A 16,419-nucleotide genomic window follows, 5' to 3' on the forward strand; every position below is an offset into this window, starting at 1 on the left:
CATCCCGGCCGGCTTTGCTCTGCTCGCCAGCGATCGGAACCTCCGCTCGCTCGAAGCCCAGCGCAAACAGGCTGAAGCGAAGTCACTGCGCGAAATGAAGAGCCATCGCGCGGTCGCCGAGCGGATTCGGCGCGAGGAAGTCGTCGCCACGGTTCAGACCGGCGAGGAAGACCGGATGTTCGGTGCCGTAACCGCGGCCGACATTGCGGAACTACTCGCCGCCAAAGGGATCGAGATTGACCGCCGTATCATCGACCTCGAGGAGCCGATCAAGGCCCTCGGCGTCTATACCGTGCCGGTCAAACTTCATGCCGGCGTCGAAGCCCACGTTCGGGTCCGGGTCATCAAGGCTGAGTGAACCGGGCAATGAGCCTAAAACTAAGCCGTTCCGTGGATCAGACAAGTGAAGGGGGAGCCGCCACCGGCTTCCCCTTCGCTTTAGAGGGCATTTCACAGGAGGCGGACTGGTTCGCCCGGCAATTAACCGATTGGTATAATCCTACCCGGCGCGACCTGCCCTGGCGCGAAACGACAGATCCCTACGCCGTACTCGTCGCCGAGATAATGCTGCAGCAGACGGTCTGGTCGGTGGTGGTAGAGTATTATCGCCGGTGGGTGGCTCGCTTCCCAACACTGGAGTCGCTTCATCAGGCAGACGAGAGTGAATTGCTACGTTATTGGGAAGGACTCGGCTACTACCGACGAGCCAGAAGCCTGAAGGTCTTGGCAGCGGTCGTCATGGACCAATGCGGCGGTAAGATTCCAGATGATGTAGAGGAACTGAAGCAACTGCCCGGGGTGGGAGACTACACCGCAGCTGCGGTGATGGCACTGGCGTTCGACCGCCCGGAACCAGCCATCGACGCCAATATTCGCAGGATACTGGAGCGGTATCTTGGCTTGAGCAACTGGTCAAATCCATCTGCAGCCGACGCCGGAGGATTCCTGACAAAGGCACTATCAAAAACATCACCCCGCCTATTGACGTTGGCTCTGATGGAGTTAGGTCAAACGGTCTGCCTTCCGAGGTCGCCGCGCTGTGCCCAATGTCCACTCCAGAAAGAATGCAAGGCAGCCGTTAGTAAACAGTTCGATGATGCTCAAATGCGGATCCGGCGTCCTGTGCATCGTCGAGATTCTCGGGTATTACTCATTGTGAGAGGCAGTTTAATCCTGCTTCATTCACCTGGGGATGACAGATTTCCGGGGTTATGGCTGCTGCCGTTGGTGGAAGGGGATTCAGGACTCGATCCCAACTCGATCGGGTTAGAAAGGATGGCTTCTTCTCGCCTTAAGCCGGTGAGTCACCATTACACCGTCAATGTGGTGAGGCTGCTTCCGGAAGTTTGGCAAGCCGACATGACATTTGAACCGCCGATGGGAATGGTTTGGAATTCCTTCAGTGAGATGGAACGCCTTCTCATGCCCTCGGCGCATCGCAGTATCGTTCGGCAGTTGCTGTCAGTTCAGAGTGATGTACTGAGGTAATCAGCCGGATTCTCGTATATTGTGATATATGAAGATCTACACCCGGACCGGTGATGCGGGGACAACGGCACTTTATAGAGGCGGACGAGTCTCCAAGTCATCCAAACGCATCGAAGCGTGCGGGACGGTCGATGAACTCAACTCCTCTATCGGGTTAGCACGCACCGGCGGCCTGCCGAATGCCGTCAATGCAATCCTCAAGAAAGTGCAGAACGACCTCTTCGTCATTGGAGCCGATCTGGCTACTCCGTCAAGTGCCGTCAAGCCTGGCGACCAGGTGGCACGACTCGATAACGGTGCTGAACGATTTCTTGAGGAAGCCATCGATCGCCTTGAAAAGAACCTTGAACCGATTAGGGCGTTCATACTTCCGGGGGGATCGCCTGGTGCCGCGGCTTTGCACCTTGCGCGCTCCATCTGTCGGCGCGCCGAGCGCGCCGTGGTTAGCCTTACTCGAGGCAGAAGTGTGGAGGTGAACCCGGCCATACTGATTTACCTCAACCGGCTTTCAGACTTTCTCTTTGTTGCGGCACGGTTCGTAAACCTGAAGTCCGGAGTTGAGGATGTTTTCTGGACCCCTCGATAATCGTGCGCAATGAGTGAACAGATAGATAAGGACGCGATGTGGCGCGAGTGCGTTCTCACCGGCGAAGCCGGCAATCATGGCAAAATGCGCCACTTCTTCCGGCATATTCCAGCCTCGCCGCGCTGTCAGATCTGCAATGCGCCTTTTGAGGGTCTTGGCGGACGACTGGTGAAGACCTTCATGAAGATTCGCCGTTCGGAGCGCAATCCGAAATTCTGCGCGCTCTGCTTCACGCCGGAAGACGGGGATGTCGGTGCGGAGATCGAGATGTCGCTCCTCTTTGCCGACGTTCGAGGATCGACGCAGATTGCCGAGCGGAGCAGTCCAGTCGATTTCAGCAGATTGATGAACCGCTTCTATAACGTCGCCAACAAGGTGTTGGTAGAATACGATGCATTCATCGACAAGATGATGGGCGACGAGGTGATCGGACTCTTCATTCCCGGTTGGGCAGGGCCGGGACATTCCGAAAAGGCCATCCACGCGGCACGGCAATTGCTCGAAGCAACCGGAAATGTGGCCGGCCGGACGCCGCTGGTCCCGGTCGGAGTCGGCGTGCATACCGGCGTGGCTTACTTCGGATCGGTCGGTTCCATCGACACCTTTGCGGACATTACCGCACTCGGTGATGCCGTCAATGTTACCTCCCGGCTCGCTTCGGCAGCCGGCCCCGGTGAGTTGCTAATCAGTGACGCGGCGGCGAAGGCCGGGCGGCTCGATACCGCGCAATGCCAGTTGCGCGAACTGGAACTGAAGGGGCGAGCCGAGCCGGTGCGAGTGTACGCGCAATGCTTCAGCAGCAGCGGCAACTGACTTTCTCAATTTCAAGACTATAGGATCATAATGAACAAGAAGGCGATCATCGGCATTCTAATAGCCATCGTTGCGGTCGGATTCGGCTGGACGATCTATCACAATCCGGCGCGCAAGGCACAGGTGATGCCGGTTCCCGGTCAATCAACCAGCAAAGCGAGCGCCGATGCGGTGATGGCTATTGCCGCCAAACTCCACTGTCCGGATAGTTGCTGTGTCGGCAAAGAGATCACCGTTGCCGAGAGCAAGTGCGCATCGTCAGCCGATATTCGAGAGTCTATCCGGATGATGCTTGACGCCGGGCTATCGCAGGATGGCGTCGTAATGCACCTCGCGATGATGGGCGTTGAAGTGCCAGGCGGGTCGGTGGCGATGCCGCCGGGTCATCCCCCGATGGACGGCTCGGCTATGCCTGGTGAATCACACGAGCATCACGAGCACGACGGACACGATCACGGCAGCGAGCCGCCGGCCAAGAAGGAACTTCCAGAAGGTCACCCCAAGTTGCCCGAAGGCCATCCTTCGGTGGGGAATTAGGCGCTATGCTGCTCACGGATAGAGTCGCACTCATCACCGGTGCCGGTCGAGGCATTGGTGCGGCCATAGCGCGCCGGTTTGCCGCCGAAGGCGCCGTCGCGATCTGCGCTGACATCAAGCCCGAGTGGGTGGGTGAGGTGGCGGAAGATATCCGGTCTGCTGGAGGCAGGTCGGAAGCATTGGCTTTCGATGTCGCCGATAAGGCTCAGGTCGATGCCGCGGTGGACGACATCGCAAAGCGCCACGACCGGCTCGACGTCTTGATTAACAATGCGGGCATCACGCGGGACAATCTCTCACTGCGGATGAGCGAGGAGGAGTGGGATTCGGTCATCCGGGTCAATCTGCGCGGGACCTGGATTCCTTCGCAAGCGGTGATCCGGCCGATGCGCAAACGACGTTGGGGGCGTATCGTCAACACCTCGTCGGTGGCGTCGCTCGGCAATCCAGGGCAGGTGAACTACTCCACCACCAAGGCCGGCGTGATAGGGCTGACCCGCACTCTGGCATTGGAACTGGCCAAATCGGGTATCAACGTCAACTGCGTTGCGCCGGGAGCCATAATGACCCCGATGTTCGAAGCGGTCGCTGAAGAGACCCGCGCCAAGTACATCGAACGCATCCCGCTCAACCGGTTCGGCGATCCCAATGACGTTGCAAATGCGCATCTCTTCTTCTGCAGTTCGCTGGCCGACTACATCACCGGGCAGGTGCTCTTCGTCGATGGCGGGATTAGCGTGGGGATGTAAACCAGGTTGGCCAACTGGATTCCCGCCTATGCGGGAACGACGCTCCATTTCGCCGAATATTCCATACTTGTCATTAGTCAAATACAAGGTATGATCGGATCTAAGAAACTTCCGGTGATAGCCGTCAGTCTGACTCTGATGGCATTATCAGCAAAGGCAATGCCTGCCGGTTCGCTGCTTTTCCAGGGCGAAAGCCGTCATTTGCGCAGCGTCCGGATGCTGACCAGCGGCGGCGAGAATGCCGAAGCCTACTTCAGCCCCGACGGCAAACAGATCGTCTGGCAGGGCCGGTGGCAGGAGAATTATCCGGCCGACCAGATTTGGACGATGCCCGCTGAAGGCGGCACGCCGACGCTCGTTTCGACGGGCTTCGGCAAGACGACCTGCGCCTTTTTCATTCCCGGGACGAACCGGATCGTCTATGGCTCGACGCACGGCTTTTCGAAAGAGCCTCCGGCCGATCCGGATCGCGCGGCCGGTTATGTCTGGGGGCTTGATGAGTATGACATCTATACCGTCAACCTGGACGGCACCGACCTCCGGCAGTTGACGAACGAGCCGGGCTACGATGCCGAGAGCGCCGTCTCGCCGGACGGAAAGCAGATCGTCTTCACGTCGGTGCGCAACGGCGACCTCGACATCTACGCGATGGACACGGACGGGGGAAATGTCCGGCAATTGACGACGACGCTGGGCTATGACGGCGGGCCCTTCTTTACACCCGATGGGAAGTGGATCGTGTTCCGCAGCCACCTGCCCAAAACGGATGCCGAAATCGCGCGCTACAAGGACCTGCTCGCGCGCAAGATGGTGATGCCGCTGCGGTTTGAGATTCAGATCATGCGCCCGGACGGGAGCGAGCGGCGGGCCGTAACGAGCCTCGGAGCGGCGTCGTGGGCGCCCTATATGCACCCGGATGGCAAGCGGATCATTTTCTGCTCGAATTGGGCCGACTCGACCTGGCGGCAGGAGGGACGAATGCCGAACTTTGACCTTTACCTTATCAACCTCGACGGAACAGGCCTCGAGCGCGTAACCTACGGGCCTGAGTTCGACGGGTTTCCGATGTTCTCGAACGATGGGAAGAAACTGATCTGGTGCTCGAACCGGTTCGGGCCGCATCCGCACTCGACGAACATCTTCGTGTCGGAGTGGGGGGAGGAGCGGAAGAGTGATTAATGCCCATGGCAATGGCAGGGGTGTGCAGCGGAAAAATCGTCACATCGTCACAAATCATGCGTATCTGATGGCAGGGAGCAGAGTTAAGGCGTGACGGAAGTGGTGATGCTGATGGTGATGCTGATGATGATGCTGATTATCTGGTCATTACTACCCGCCGGGTCGTGACGCCTGTTGCGCCTTGCAGCGAGAGCAGATACTGCCCCGAAGGGAGGGCGCCGGAGTCGAGGCGGAACTGTTGGGGTCCGAAAGGCATATAACCCTCCTTTAAGAGCATCACCTCGCTGCCGCGGGAGTCATAGAGCCGCATCGTCCACCAGCCGGGATGGGGGAGGTTGTAGTAGATGGAGAGGTAGGAGTTGAAGGGGTTGGGAAAGGGGGAAAGGGTTAAGGCGTAGGGGCGAATTCCGATTCGCCCGTCGTCGTCGGGGACGGCGAGAGGAACGCCGCGACCGGATAGGGTGACCGTGAGCGAATCGGTGATCCCGCGCTCGGTACCGGTGTAAATTCGCAGTAACCCGGTGTAACGCTCTTCAGAGGGAGGGTGGAAGAAGACCTGCACCGTCGTCGAATCGCCCGGATAGATGCGCCATGAGGTGTCGGCAAGGTCGAAAGAGTATGCTTCCCCGCCCTCGATCATCTCCCCTCGATGCACCATCCCAAAGCGGGGGGCGATGTTGCGCAGTTGCAGTTCCCAGACGGCGGTCGAGTCGAGCGCCACGTCGCGGAAGTTGTATATTCTGGCAGATGGCTCGAAGACCACCGGCTCGAACGCCAGCGGGTCAGGAGCGGTCTTGATTAGAGCGATGCAACTTCCATGAAGATCCCGGTCGAAATCAGTGTAATTAATCGTTGCTCCCAAAGCATAGGAAAAATTGGGCAATTCGATGATTCGAGTAATTCCATAATCTCCACCTCGGTTCCCTCCGCACCTCATACTCCATTGCACTTCACCATCACGATCTACTTTCAATAACCAACTATTTCGGTTGCCTCCTAAAGAGCCATTTGATCCCCCGAGTAGGAATCCCCGATCAATTGAGGCGTAAGATATAGTTCGCAATGCGGCTTCACCAAGTTCGTCGTAAGGGCGCGACCAGCGTCTATTGCCATTATAATCGACATTGAGAAGGTAGAAACGGGTGATCTCCCCCGGCCCAATCCTGCCCGAGAGACCGCCTGCTACATATCCCCCGGGAACTTCGACAACTTCAGTTAGCCCTTCGCTGACATCAGGTTCATATTCTCGCATCCAAAGTGAATCACCATCTGCAGATACCTTCAAGAGAAGCGCATTATACCCGCGATCAAAAGTCCCTCTTTGTGCGGCAATAACAATGTTTTCTTCCGAATCGATACATAATCCCCAGCCGTATTCGGATCTATCTGTGCCGTAAGAAGTTATCCAGATGATCTCGCCATTCTCGTTAATTTTGACCACCAGAACATCACCGCCGTTCACTCGACGAGTGCCGGCAAGAATATACTCTTGATCTCCAAATTTCTTGATTCCCCAGAAATCTCGCGCATTCCAGTCACTGAAATTCATCTCCCATACTATCTCACCTTCGTCATCAATGCGTAAGATGTGTGCAAAACCATTCCATTCACCAGCAAGCAGATATCCGCCATCACCATGCCCAACGGTTCCACAGTATGCAGACTGAATTCCCACTTCATTAAAGACTTTTGACATTATAGTATCGCCATTAAGATCAACAACGTAAATTGCATAATCAGAAGAAATATCTCCACCACCATGACGATCACCAATCAATGCGTAGCACTGATTAGACTTCCAATCAGCGTCCCAGCAAAAATCGCTTCCCCTTCCACCCCATACGCGCTGCCAATCGACCTCGGGTTGTGCGAAGATGTCTGGTGTGTATAAGATGAGTATGAGGAGGGCGGGCAGAGCCCGCCCTCGACCTTTGGCGACTATCACTTCAACAGCACCAATTTCTGCGTGAACTCATTCCCTTTAATGTTGAGTCGGCAGAAATAGACTCCAGCCGGATGATTGTCAGCGTTCCAAACGGCATCGTAATATCCGGGCATCTTTCTGCCGCTCTCCATCACTTTAACTTCACGCCCTATCAGATCGTGAATAGTCAGGCGAATATCGGACTCTTCCTTGAGACTGAATCCGATGCGAACCTGTGAATTGAAGGGGTTGGGAAAGGGGGACAGCGCGAATTGCATGGTGAGGAGAGGTTCGGCGGTAACGCCTAAGTCAATATCGACCTGACGATAGCAAATCAATGTTCGCTGCGTCAAGACGATCCACTCCGTCTCACCATCCCGGTCATCATCCACTTCAAGGATTTGTAATGGCGTAACCGGGAATTGGTAAGGAGAAGATACAAATTCACTCGTAAGAGGGAATAAGTAGGTGATTGATCTATCGCGATCGATCAAGAGATACATAAGTTCATATCCAAATCCTACCTCATAGAGGCGGGGCAGCATCATCAGCGGGTTTCTCAAGCCATTAGGCAATTCAAACCTGTGAGGATTGCCAAGTGCTGGTAACGAGTATCTTATCAATTCGCGGGGGCCATAATTACGTAATATCCACAACCAATGATCATCATGTCGATCCTTTGCTGTGGTCATTAGGCTGAACAGGGATCCATCCTGATACCATCCGTAAGCATTTTCATCCAAGTCAACATGTGAATTCAAACGCAGATTGTGGTCGATAACGGCCAGGCGTATTCGGACATATTGGGGCGCTCGAATATTTTCATGCCGTTCGAATATCAAGAACTGACCTATCAAGAACGATCGATTTTCTTCAAGTTGGTTCCATATAAGACCACCAATTGTGCTCCCGAGTATAATGGTGTCAATCCCGGCACCATTGTCCAATCTGATTGAACAAATCCCCCCACTTTGATATACATTGGCATCACCTCGAAAATCAGTATAGTAACGGGAGGTATGATAGTAAACAAGAACGGTGGCGAGGTTTTCCAGGTTCATCCGAGTTAGTGGCACAATTGAAGTAAGATAATTATGCCAGGAATCCCATTCATCTCCTCCACCTCTATTGCTTAATATTTCGGTACGACCTAAGTATTGAAAATTTTCCGGTGAATACCGTCTAATGAATTTGTATCCAGCTCCCTCTCGCCATGCACCATTCTGCCATTTGATTACAAATCCCTGATTCTCGGATTGACTTCCCACCCAAGAATCGAAGCGGACCGAATCGCTGTCCAGAATGATCTCCCCGTTCGAGACCATCACAGCGCTGCTATCCAACTGAACAAGATACTTATTGCCATCCTCGCCAACTCGCTGGGAGAGGATGGCGTTCGCCGGGCGATCGAACTCCACCCGCCAGACCTCCTCGAGCGGGAGCGGCTCCCGGGCGAACAGGAGCCGCGAAAAAAGAAGCAGAATGGTCAGTCTTGCAATTGACGTCATTTCAAAACTCCTTAATGCAGGATAGATCCATTTGGATCCCGAACTCACAGGATCCAGTGATACCTGAACCTACGGCACATAGACTCCCTTCGCCCACTGCACCCGTCCCGCCGCATCCATCCTGAGCAGATAGACCCCCGCTCCCAACCCGTCCGGCTGCCAAGCGAGCGAATGCCGGCCCCCGGCAAACCGGACCGGCCGACCGGCTTCGACACTCCTCCCGGCAAGGTCGAACACCTCAAGGCGCACTTCAGACGGAATCGGCAGGTCGAAGATCACCATTGTCGTCCGGTTGAAGGGATTCGGGTGGAGCGAGACGATCCGGAACTCCGCCGGAAGCGGATCCGGTTCGCCCGGAGCCGACGTCTCGAAGAGTCTTCCCTGCACGGCAAAGATCGTATTGTTGAAGACCTCGCCGTCGGTGACGAACCCGCAGATGTAGAGCGTGTCGAGGAACTCGATCTCACCCCGCCGGATCGCTTCGGCCATGCTGAGGTCGATCCAGTTGTCGCCGCGCCGCGCTTCGCGGGAGAAGCCGAGAAAGTGATAGTCGTCGAACCGGTCGATGTTACCCGCCAGACCGGTGGTATCGGTCGTCCAGTAGAAGTAGGCGGTGAAAAGCGAGTCGGTCTCGAGCGAGTCGTCGATGGCGTAGTGGACTTCGAGGCGATGCAGGTAGTCGATCTCGATCGCGCCTTCGTAAGGCCGGATCAGTTCGACCTGCGGCGCTGGATTCCAATAGACGTCGATGGTGTCGAGGACGACGTTGTTGTCCTCACTCGACTCTTCGATGTCCCCGCTGCTGTCGAGCACCCACCGGACAATGTGCTGTCCGCGCGGGGCTATCCACGGCTCAGAGACGACCGACCGGATGAGGGTGTCGCTCGCGGCAAGTTCAAGGCCCTCGATACGTTGGAAGAGTTCCCCGTCAATGAGGCATTCGACGGCGAAAGGTGGAGCAAAGCCGTTGCCGCGCAGGGTGAAATCGGCCCGGTGAAGGATGCTCTCGCCGGCCCGGACGCGCCCCTTGTGCGACCAGATGACGGAGTCTTCGGCTACCGGATGCCCGCGCCAGGTCTCAAGGGCGTTCAGGTCGAAGAGCCCGTCGTCCCAGGCGGTGACGACGTCGTCGATAAAGGCGCCTTTGCCGGTGACGCCCTGATAGTTCGACTGCCAGACGAAGCAGATAAAGATTCCATTCTGTCCCACGACGCTGACCGAATCGGTATAGCGTCCGGTCTGAGCATTGAAGCCGCGCAAATTGGAAAGCGAGAAAGAATTTCGCAGCCAGTCGTTGTTGCGGGTGGGATAGGTCGATAGACGTTGGTTGCCCTGCTGATCTTCGACCACCCCCAAGAGCAGCCTTCGGCGAAATTCAGCCCCATCCAGGGTAGGCTCGTCGATACTATCGGCAATGCAGATTGTAAGCGAATCAGAACTGCCGAAGGTGACATCGACCAAATAGCAATAACTGACCATCGCATCGCGGGCGCGCCGGAGGTCATAGGGCCCCCACCAGGCCCAGGCATTCTGGTTGTTCATATAGTCGTCGTCGGCGGGCCACCTCGGATTATTGGGATCGTTCTGATTGGTATAGGCGCACCAAATCGCCTGGCGGATGTCGTTGCGGCGGACGAGGGTGTTGTAGATGAGATTCTGCAGCCCCCAGGAGTAGTCTGTAGTGCGGCCTTCAGATCGATAGTATGCTCCGCGGGGATTGTAATGCCAGCGGGGGCTGGCGGCTTGTGGCGGCGTTGCCCATGGCCAGCGTAGAATGGCAATTGCCTGGTCTTTGTCGAAATCTTCGTCCAGGGCGATATTCCAGAGCGCTGCCGACGGCTGCGCGGTCAGAACTATGAGAAGTGTGGATAGAAGGAGTGTGGAGCAGCGAATCTGCCGGTTCATAGTAACCTCGCTTTGAAGTGTCGCATGCTTTCGTCTCCCGTTGCGGGAGGCCTGAGTCGAGTAAGAGCGTGAAGGGGGCGCAAGGCAGTTCCCGCGCCCCCTTCGATAGGTGATGACTTACGGCGCGAAGACCGCTTTTTGGAGGAAGGTCTTTCCGCCGGCTTCCATCTTGATCAGATAGAGCCCGGCGCCGACGTTCGTCGGACGCCAGACGACGGTCTGCTGCCCGGCCGGACGCTGGCCCTCGACGAGCGTCTCGACGAAACGTCCGGTCAGGTCGTAGATCGCGATTCTAACCGAGCCGGCAGCCGGAAGGACATAGTCGATCGTCAGCGCCCGGTTGAACGGATTCGGGAAGGCGCGGGTCAGCGCATAGTCGCGCGGCAGATCGACCAGCGGCGGCGCGGATTGCGGTCCGCGAATCACTACCCGGCCTATTGCGAAGGACTGGGTCAGGTTGCCCGGATAGCCGTCGGTCGCGAAGCCGCAGATGTAGTAAACCCCGCCTTCCACGACTCGCTCCGCGTTCCAGTCGCGCCGGACATTCCAGAGCATTGAACTTTCGCCGACTACCCCCCGGAAGGTGTGGTTGATGTAGTTATAGTCATACATCAACTCCGGGTTCGCAGCCAGGCCGGAGGTGTCGTCGGTGAAGTAGAGATAGACCGTGAAGGTGGTGTCGGTCTCGTTCGAGTCCTGAACGACATAGTGGATCCGCCAGGTCGAATCGGCGAAGACTTCGGTCATATCCCGGAACGGACTGTTGATGTCGAGTTCCGGTGCCGGATTCCATTCGACATTAAAGGAGAGGAAACCGGTATTATTGTCTTCGCGGGTTTCCCGCACCACACCGCCGTCGTTAAGCGGAGTGTCGAGTTCCCAAGTGATGGTATGAGCGCCCGGGGTTACAGTCCAGATCGTATCGGCGATCGAGGTGTAGGTCGTATCTCCGGCAAAGATGCCGCGACGGACTTCGGAATAGACATACTCGTCGTCGATCTTCAAGCGGATAGTGAACTCGGGCACTTCGCCGTCGCCTACCACCGTCCAGTCGCTCCGGAACCTCAACTGGTCTCCGGTGCGCGGCGTATAGTCGTTGTTCCAACGAGTCGAGTCCTCGTTGATCGGGATGCCGATGTAGGACATGCTCGAGCGAATATCGAAGAGGCCGTCATCCCACACGACCATTACGTCGTCGATGAAGGCTCCCTTGTCTCCGATGACGCGCTCGTTCGACTGCCATACGAAGCAGAGCCAGACGCGACGTTCGCCGGCCAGGATGGTGTCGCGGTCGTTCACGACTGCCGGGCGGCGGCACCAATTGACGACGGTATCGAGTTCGCGCCCCCGATTGTCGAGTTTACGCAAGTCATTCAGGAAGAACTGCCGTCGCTGCCAATCCAGCGGCCGGGTCTTGAAAGTGGTCAGCAGCCAATGTTCATCGCCGGCTGAATCGATCCACATAAACCGCCCGTATGCCGGGAGCGTTCGCATCGCGGTCGTGTCGGGGCGCGGCGGGTTGGTGTTGGGGACTTTGCCGATCGTCAGATAATTGTCGTTGTTGACCATGCAGACGACGAGCGAATCCCGCACCCCGGGGTCGATATCATTGTAATACCAGAAGATGACCGCCGCGTTCTTGGCTTGGCGTAGGTCGATCGGCCCCCACCAGGCCCAGGCGTTCTGGTTGTCCATATAGTCGTCGTCTTCCGGCCAGCGCGGATTGTTGATCGAGTCGCGGTTGGTATAGGCGCACCAGATCGAAGCCGGAAATCGGGCGTGCCGCCGGACGAGGACGTTGTAGGCCCAGTTCTGCAGACCCCAGGTGTAGTTCTCGTAATAGACCCCGATCTCGGCACGATACCAGTTGGGACGCGGGTTATAATGCCAGCGAATCGTCGGGTTCTGGGGGGGAGTGCCCCACGGCCAGCGGAGCGTCGCCACAGTTTGATCCTTGTCGAAGTCCTCGTCAACCAGCACCTGCCAGATGCTCAGCGCCGGCGAGGCCGCGAGGAGGATCATCACCACTGCAGCAATGAGCACTGCAGGAAAAAGTTTGCGAACCTTGCGCATGTAGCCTCCTTGAAAACGTGTGAACTGCGCGTCAATCTACCCGGTCTGGGATAGTCATTTGAACCCTTTTCCGAACGCCTTGCGCCCGGGAGGTCAGGCCGGGAATCATCCATCTTACCGATTCAAAATATAGAGACCTACAACAAGCAAAGTCAAGCCCTCACACTCCATCTTTGGCAATTTTCTTCGTCGCCGCACAAGTGAGGCTATGATACTGCAGCCGTGGAAGTCAATGACCTGATAATCGCTACTTTCTCCCCCCGGGTCAATCTTATCCGACGGTCGTAGCGCCCCGTGGATTCGATCCGGCCCAAGAGCGCCTCGTAAATGGCGCCCATGGCGCGAGCGGTGGTGAGCGGGCCGCGGATGTCGGGGGTAAGCGCCTCGCGAGCCTGTCGATAGAAACGTCGTGCAAAGGCAGCCTCTTCAGCTACCAAACTATGCAGTGCAGCCCGATAGTCTAATTGAAGGAAGTTGGATGGAGTCAGTCCATGTCGTGCGAGCGTCTCTATGGGAATGTAAACGCGCCCCCGTGCCTGATCTTCACCGATGTCGCGCAGGATGTTGGTCAACTGCATTGCTTTGCCGAGATCGACCGCAAACCCGCGAGCGGCTTCTGTCACGACGCCAAAGATGTGCAGGCAGAGCAACCCCACCGTTGAAGCAACCCGGTAGCAGTATAACTCCTGTTCATGACGTGTCGGGAAAGGGCGGAAGTCGAGATCGCTTGCAAGGCCCTCGAGCAAATCGTCGAAGTGCTTGCGTTCAAAGGAGAAACGTCGGACGGCTACAGCCAGGGCAAGCGACGTATCGTCACAGTATTGACCGGTATAGACGGTGTCCAGCCGGTTACGGAGTTGGGAGATAAGTGCACTGTCCTGCACAGCCTCAGCGGAGCCATCGGCAAAGTCCGCTGCATCGTCGCCGGCCCGACAAAAGGCGTAGAGGGCTTCTATGCCGCGCCGCTGAACCGGGGGAAGGATGAGAAAAGCAAGATAGAAGTTGCCGGCGGCTCGACGGGCGATGCGGGAGCAGGTTCGCCAGGCCCGGTTCAGGTCGGATCGCGATGCTGCTTCCAACGGCAGGTATGGTGCCAAAGTTCCGTTCATCTATTAAGAGCCGCGCGAATGAAAACTCTCAGTTTCGCCGGTCGGCCTACCCGGGCGCGATGATTGAGAACATCATAGTCGATGCTTTGAATAGCCCTTAGAGCAGCCATGCCGCCGCCCCAGTAGAGCCGCAACTGGCGTCCAAGTGGCCGGTTAACCAGATCGAGCAGGGCCTGGCCTTCTTCGAACATCGCCTCCGTTCGTTCAACGAGGTTGGCCATCATCTGCTTGAAGAGGGGGCCAGTCTCACGACGTTGGATCGCGTCTTCACTTACACCGAACCGGGCCATTTCAGACAGTGGAATGTAGATCCGGCCCCGCCTAAAGTCCCCCGCGACGTCCTGCCAGTGGTTAGCCAGTTGCAGTGCCGTGCAAATTTTGTCTGAGTATGCAAAAAACGGCTCATTAGATTCGCCGCCAAGCAGTAGAACAAGCCGCCCGACCGGATTTGCCGAGAGGCGGCAGTAATCGAGAAGGTCTTCCCAGGATACGTATCGCAGACAGGTGAGGTCGCGACGAAACGCCTGTAAGAGGTCGCGAAACGGCTCCAGCGGCAGTTTATGCCGCCTTATCGTTTCGCCCAGTGCGGCAAAAAGCGGATCGTCTGAATTTCCTTCTGCCGCATGTTCAAGACGCAATTCCCACTCATCAAGCAGCGCTGAAGGACTTCCGTCGGCTGGCTCGTCGGCGATGTCGTCGGCCAGGCGGCTGAAGGCGTAGAGGTTGTAGATATCCTTCCGGATTCGGCGGGGAAGGAAAAGTGATGCGACGCGAAAATTCTCGTAGTGATTTCGCGCCAGTTTCCTGCTCGCTTGATAGCCGACAGCCGCCTTTTGAATATCGCTACCAGCGGCTACCGAAGTTGCGAGCGCTGTCGGCTTCAGAACTCCCCGCCTTCGGGATATTCGTTGTAATTATCGTAAAGACCAGCGCTTACGGTAATCGTCTCGATTTCCTGAGCGCCGACCTTATTGGCTTGACGACAGGCTTGAATGAAGCAATCCCAGTGATAGAGTCCCTTCATCCCGGCCTGCCGGCTAAAGTAGCGCTTTTCGCCCTGGCGAATTTCCTTGTGGCAATAGATGCAGGTCGTCATTTCTCCTCCCGGTGTTGAACTCCCGTTCGTGATGTGGTTTCTAAATGGAGCATTAGCAAATAGTGTGCCCTAAAGTGCAGACTTGATCGACTTGAGCCGATCCTCGACTTCGGCTCTGATGGCAGTTAACTTATCCGGCGAATCGGCTTCGAATCGAAGAACAAGCACCGGCTGGGTGTTTGAAGCGCGCAACAATCCCCAGCCGCCTTCGGTGATGAGCCTCATCCCATCGACATCGACGATCTTGTACCGATCCCGAAACGAGTCGCGGACCTGCTCGACAACGGCGAATTTAAGGTCGTCGGGGCAGTCCACTCGGATTTCGGGGGTGTTGTAGGTCTGCGGCCAGTCATCGAGCAGCCGGCTGACCGGCCGATTCGAGCGAGCGACGATCTCCAGCAACCGCCCGGAAACATAGACCGCATCGTCGAAGCCATAGTAGCGATGTTTGAAGAAGATATGTCCTGACATTTCCCCTGCCAGTTCGGCGCCGGTGTCGTGCATCTTACTCTTGATAAGTGAGTGGCCGACCTTCCACATCAGCGGGTTGCCGCCATGCCGGGCAACGTCGTCGAAGAAGAGTTGTGAGCACTTCACTTCACCGATAACCGTCGCGCCAGGTCGCTCGAGCAGTAGATCGCGCGCCAGGACGGCGAGAATCTGATCTCCCCATAGCGGTCTCCCGGTTTCGTCGATGACCCCGATCCGGTCGGCGTCTCCATCGTAAGCGATGCCAAGTTCGTAGCGACCTTCCAGTACGACTTTTCTCAAGTCGGCAAGGTTCGTCTCAACGGTCGGATCCGGGTGATGATGCGGGAACCGGCCATCGACTTCGCTGTAGATGACATGAGCTTCGACTCCGAGCCGTTTAAGTAGTTCCGGCGCTGTAAGCCCCCCCACACCGCTGCCGCAATCTACCGCCACCCGAACCGGCCGGGCGACCTTTAGACGCGCGGCAAGATCGTCAAGGTACTCGGGAATAAGGTCATAGCGTTCAACGGTCCCGCTGCCTCGCTCGAACTCTCGCGACGCGATAATATCGCGGACCTTGAGAATCTCAATCCCGTAAATTGCTTCGCGTCCAAGCGATATCTTGAAGCCGTTGTATTCCGGCGGGTTATGGCTGCCGGTGATCATTATCGCACCGCCGGCTTCGAGGCGATGCGTCGAGTAATATGAGAGCGGCGTCGGGATCATACCCAGGTCAACGACCGCGAGCCCGGTCGAGAGCAAGCCGTCCGTCAGGTAGTCGCGGATATCGGGCGACGAGAGGCGCCCGTCACGCCCCAGCGATATTCGCCGGGCTCCTCCACGGATTAGATAGGTGCCGATGCCGCGTCCGAGATCGCGCACCACATCCGGCGTCAAGTCAACGCCGAAAACGCCGCGGATGTCGTATTCCCGGAAAATGTGAGGGTTGATAGTGCCTGGCTTAGTCAATGAACTGTCCTT

Annotated in this window: 15 protein-coding genes; 7 read left to right on the top strand and 8 right to left on the bottom strand. The window is 56.8% G+C overall.

Translation table 11 applies throughout. The features are described from left to right. From rplI to FJY67_03045, 7 genes are all read left to right on the top strand, one after another. The coding region (rplI, locus tag FJY67_03015; protein MBM3328429.1) for a 50S ribosomal protein L9 at positions 1 to 358 on the top strand (358 nt) is incomplete at its 5' end. Between the two features lie 8 nt (positions 359 to 366). Then, the gene (locus tag FJY67_03020) at positions 367 to 1,488 is read left to right on the top strand and encodes an A/G-specific adenine glycosylase (GenBank protein MBM3328430.1); all 1,122 of its coding nucleotides are present in this window, start codon (positions 367 to 369) and stop codon (positions 1,486 to 1,488) included. A 28-nt stretch (positions 1,489 to 1,516) separates the two neighbouring features. Continuing rightward, positions 1,517 to 2,074, top strand: coding sequence for a cob(I)yrinic acid a,c-diamide adenosyltransferase (locus tag FJY67_03025; protein MBM3328431.1), 558 nt, complete (start codon positions 1,517 to 1,519; stop codon positions 2,072 to 2,074). Between the two features lie 9 nt (positions 2,075 to 2,083). Next, positions 2,084 to 2,887, top strand: a complete 804-nt coding sequence (locus FJY67_03030) for an adenylate/guanylate cyclase domain-containing protein (GenBank protein ID MBM3328432.1) — start codon at positions 2,084 to 2,086, stop codon at positions 2,885 to 2,887. A gap of 30 nt (positions 2,888 to 2,917) precedes the next feature. Continuing rightward, a complete protein-coding gene (locus FJY67_03035) occupies positions 2,918 to 3,424 on the top strand; it encodes a hypothetical protein (protein ID MBM3328433.1) in 507 nt (168 codons plus the stop codon). Between the two features lie 5 nt (positions 3,425 to 3,429). Further along, the gene (locus tag FJY67_03040; GenBank protein ID MBM3328434.1) at positions 3,430 to 4,173 is read left to right on the top strand and encodes an SDR family oxidoreductase; all 744 of its coding nucleotides are present in this window, start codon (positions 3,430 to 3,432) and stop codon (positions 4,171 to 4,173) included. A 90-nt stretch (positions 4,174 to 4,263) separates the two neighbouring features. Further along, the gene (locus tag FJY67_03045) at positions 4,264 to 5,352 is read left to right on the top strand and encodes a hypothetical protein (protein ID MBM3328435.1); all 1,089 of its coding nucleotides are present in this window, start codon (positions 4,264 to 4,266) and stop codon (positions 5,350 to 5,352) included. Positions 5,353 to 5,488: 136 nt separating this feature from the next. On the opposite strand, the gene FJY67_03050 is transcribed toward FJY67_03045, so the two are convergent. The 8 genes from FJY67_03050 to FJY67_03085 all read right to left on the bottom strand — a co-directional run bounded on the left by FJY67_03050 (position 5,489) and on the right by FJY67_03085 (position 16,389). Continuing rightward, entirely contained in the window at positions 5,489 to 7,048 is a 1,560-nt protein-coding gene (locus FJY67_03050) for a T9SS type A sorting domain-containing protein (GenBank protein MBM3328436.1), read from the bottom strand. A gap of 245 nt (positions 7,049 to 7,293) precedes the next feature. Next, entirely contained in the window at positions 7,294 to 8,784 is a 1,491-nt protein-coding gene (locus tag FJY67_03055) for a T9SS type A sorting domain-containing protein (GenBank protein ID MBM3328437.1), read from the bottom strand. 69 nt (positions 8,785 to 8,853) lie between these two features. Next, entirely contained in the window at positions 8,854 to 10,689 is a 1,836-nt protein-coding gene (locus FJY67_03060) for a hypothetical protein (protein ID MBM3328438.1), read from the bottom strand. A gap of 117 nt (positions 10,690 to 10,806) precedes the next feature. Then, positions 10,807 to 12,762 carry a T9SS type A sorting domain-containing protein gene (locus FJY67_03065; GenBank protein ID MBM3328439.1) on the bottom strand — a complete coding sequence of 652 codons (1,956 nt, stop codon included), beginning with the start codon at positions 12,760 to 12,762 and terminating at the stop codon, positions 10,807 to 10,809. Positions 12,763 to 12,968: 206 nt separating this feature from the next. Next, complete coding sequence (locus FJY67_03070; protein ID MBM3328440.1) at positions 12,969 to 13,871, bottom strand: phytoene/squalene synthase family protein; 903 nt, start codon at positions 13,869 to 13,871, stop codon at positions 12,969 to 12,971. Next, positions 13,868 to 14,776: a squalene synthase HpnC gene (gene hpnC, locus FJY67_03075; GenBank protein ID MBM3328441.1), complete on the bottom strand. Its 909-nt coding sequence runs from the start codon at positions 14,774 to 14,776 to the stop codon at positions 13,868 to 13,870. The genes FJY67_03070 and hpnC overlap by 4 nt, the downstream gene beginning before the upstream one ends. Continuing rightward, the gene (locus tag FJY67_03080) at positions 14,752 to 14,967 is read right to left on the bottom strand and encodes a hypothetical protein (GenBank protein MBM3328442.1); all 216 of its coding nucleotides are present in this window, start codon (positions 14,965 to 14,967) and stop codon (positions 14,752 to 14,754) included. The genes hpnC and FJY67_03080 overlap by 25 nt, the downstream gene beginning before the upstream one ends. A 69-nt stretch (positions 14,968 to 15,036) precedes the next feature. Then, complete coding sequence (locus tag FJY67_03085; GenBank protein MBM3328443.1) at positions 15,037 to 16,389, bottom strand: phosphomannomutase/phosphoglucomutase; 1,353 nt, start codon at positions 16,387 to 16,389, stop codon at positions 15,037 to 15,039. Between the last annotated feature and the right edge of the window lie 30 nt (positions 16,390 to 16,419).

This window comes from Calditrichota bacterium, assembly GCA_016867835.1.
GTDB lineage: Bacteria > Electryoneota > AABM5-125-24 > Hatepunaeales > Hatepunaeaceae > VGIQ01.

Excerpts from the sequence above, each read along its gene's own strand:
- FJY67_03035 (MBM3328433.1), top strand. The coding sequence starts at position 2,918 with ATGAACAAGAAGGCGATCATCGGCATTCTAATAGCCATCGTTGCGGTC.
- FJY67_03060 (MBM3328438.1), bottom strand. The coding sequence starts at position 10,689 with ATGAACCGGCAGATTCGCTGCTCCACACTCCTTCTATCCACACTTCTC.
- FJY67_03020 (MBM3328430.1), top strand. The coding sequence starts at position 367 with ATGAGCCTAAAACTAAGCCGTTCCGTGGATCAGACAAGTGAAGGGGGA.
- FJY67_03050 (MBM3328436.1), bottom strand. The coding sequence starts at position 7,048 with ATGTCAAAAGTCTTTAATGAAGTGGGAATTCAGTCTGCATACTGTGGA.
- FJY67_03055 (MBM3328437.1), bottom strand. The coding sequence starts at position 8,784 with ATGACGTCAATTGCAAGACTGACCATTCTGCTTCTTTTTTCGCGGCTC.
- FJY67_03080 (MBM3328442.1), bottom strand. The coding sequence starts at position 14,967 with ATGACGACCTGCATCTATTGCCACAAGGAAATTCGCCAGGGCGAAAAG.
- FJY67_03070 (MBM3328440.1), bottom strand. The coding sequence starts at position 13,871 with ATGAACGGAACTTTGGCACCATACCTGCCGTTGGAAGCAGCATCGCGA.
- FJY67_03065 (MBM3328439.1), bottom strand. The coding sequence starts at position 12,762 with ATGCGCAAGGTTCGCAAACTTTTTCCTGCAGTGCTCATTGCTGCAGTG.
- FJY67_03025 (MBM3328431.1), top strand. The coding sequence starts at position 1,517 with ATGAAGATCTACACCCGGACCGGTGATGCGGGGACAACGGCACTTTAT.
- FJY67_03030 (MBM3328432.1), top strand. The coding sequence starts at position 2,084 with ATGAGTGAACAGATAGATAAGGACGCGATGTGGCGCGAGTGCGTTCTC.
- FJY67_03045 (MBM3328435.1), top strand. The coding sequence starts at position 4,264 with ATGATCGGATCTAAGAAACTTCCGGTGATAGCCGTCAGTCTGACTCTG.
- FJY67_03040 (MBM3328434.1), top strand. The coding sequence starts at position 3,430 with ATGCTGCTCACGGATAGAGTCGCACTCATCACCGGTGCCGGTCGAGGC.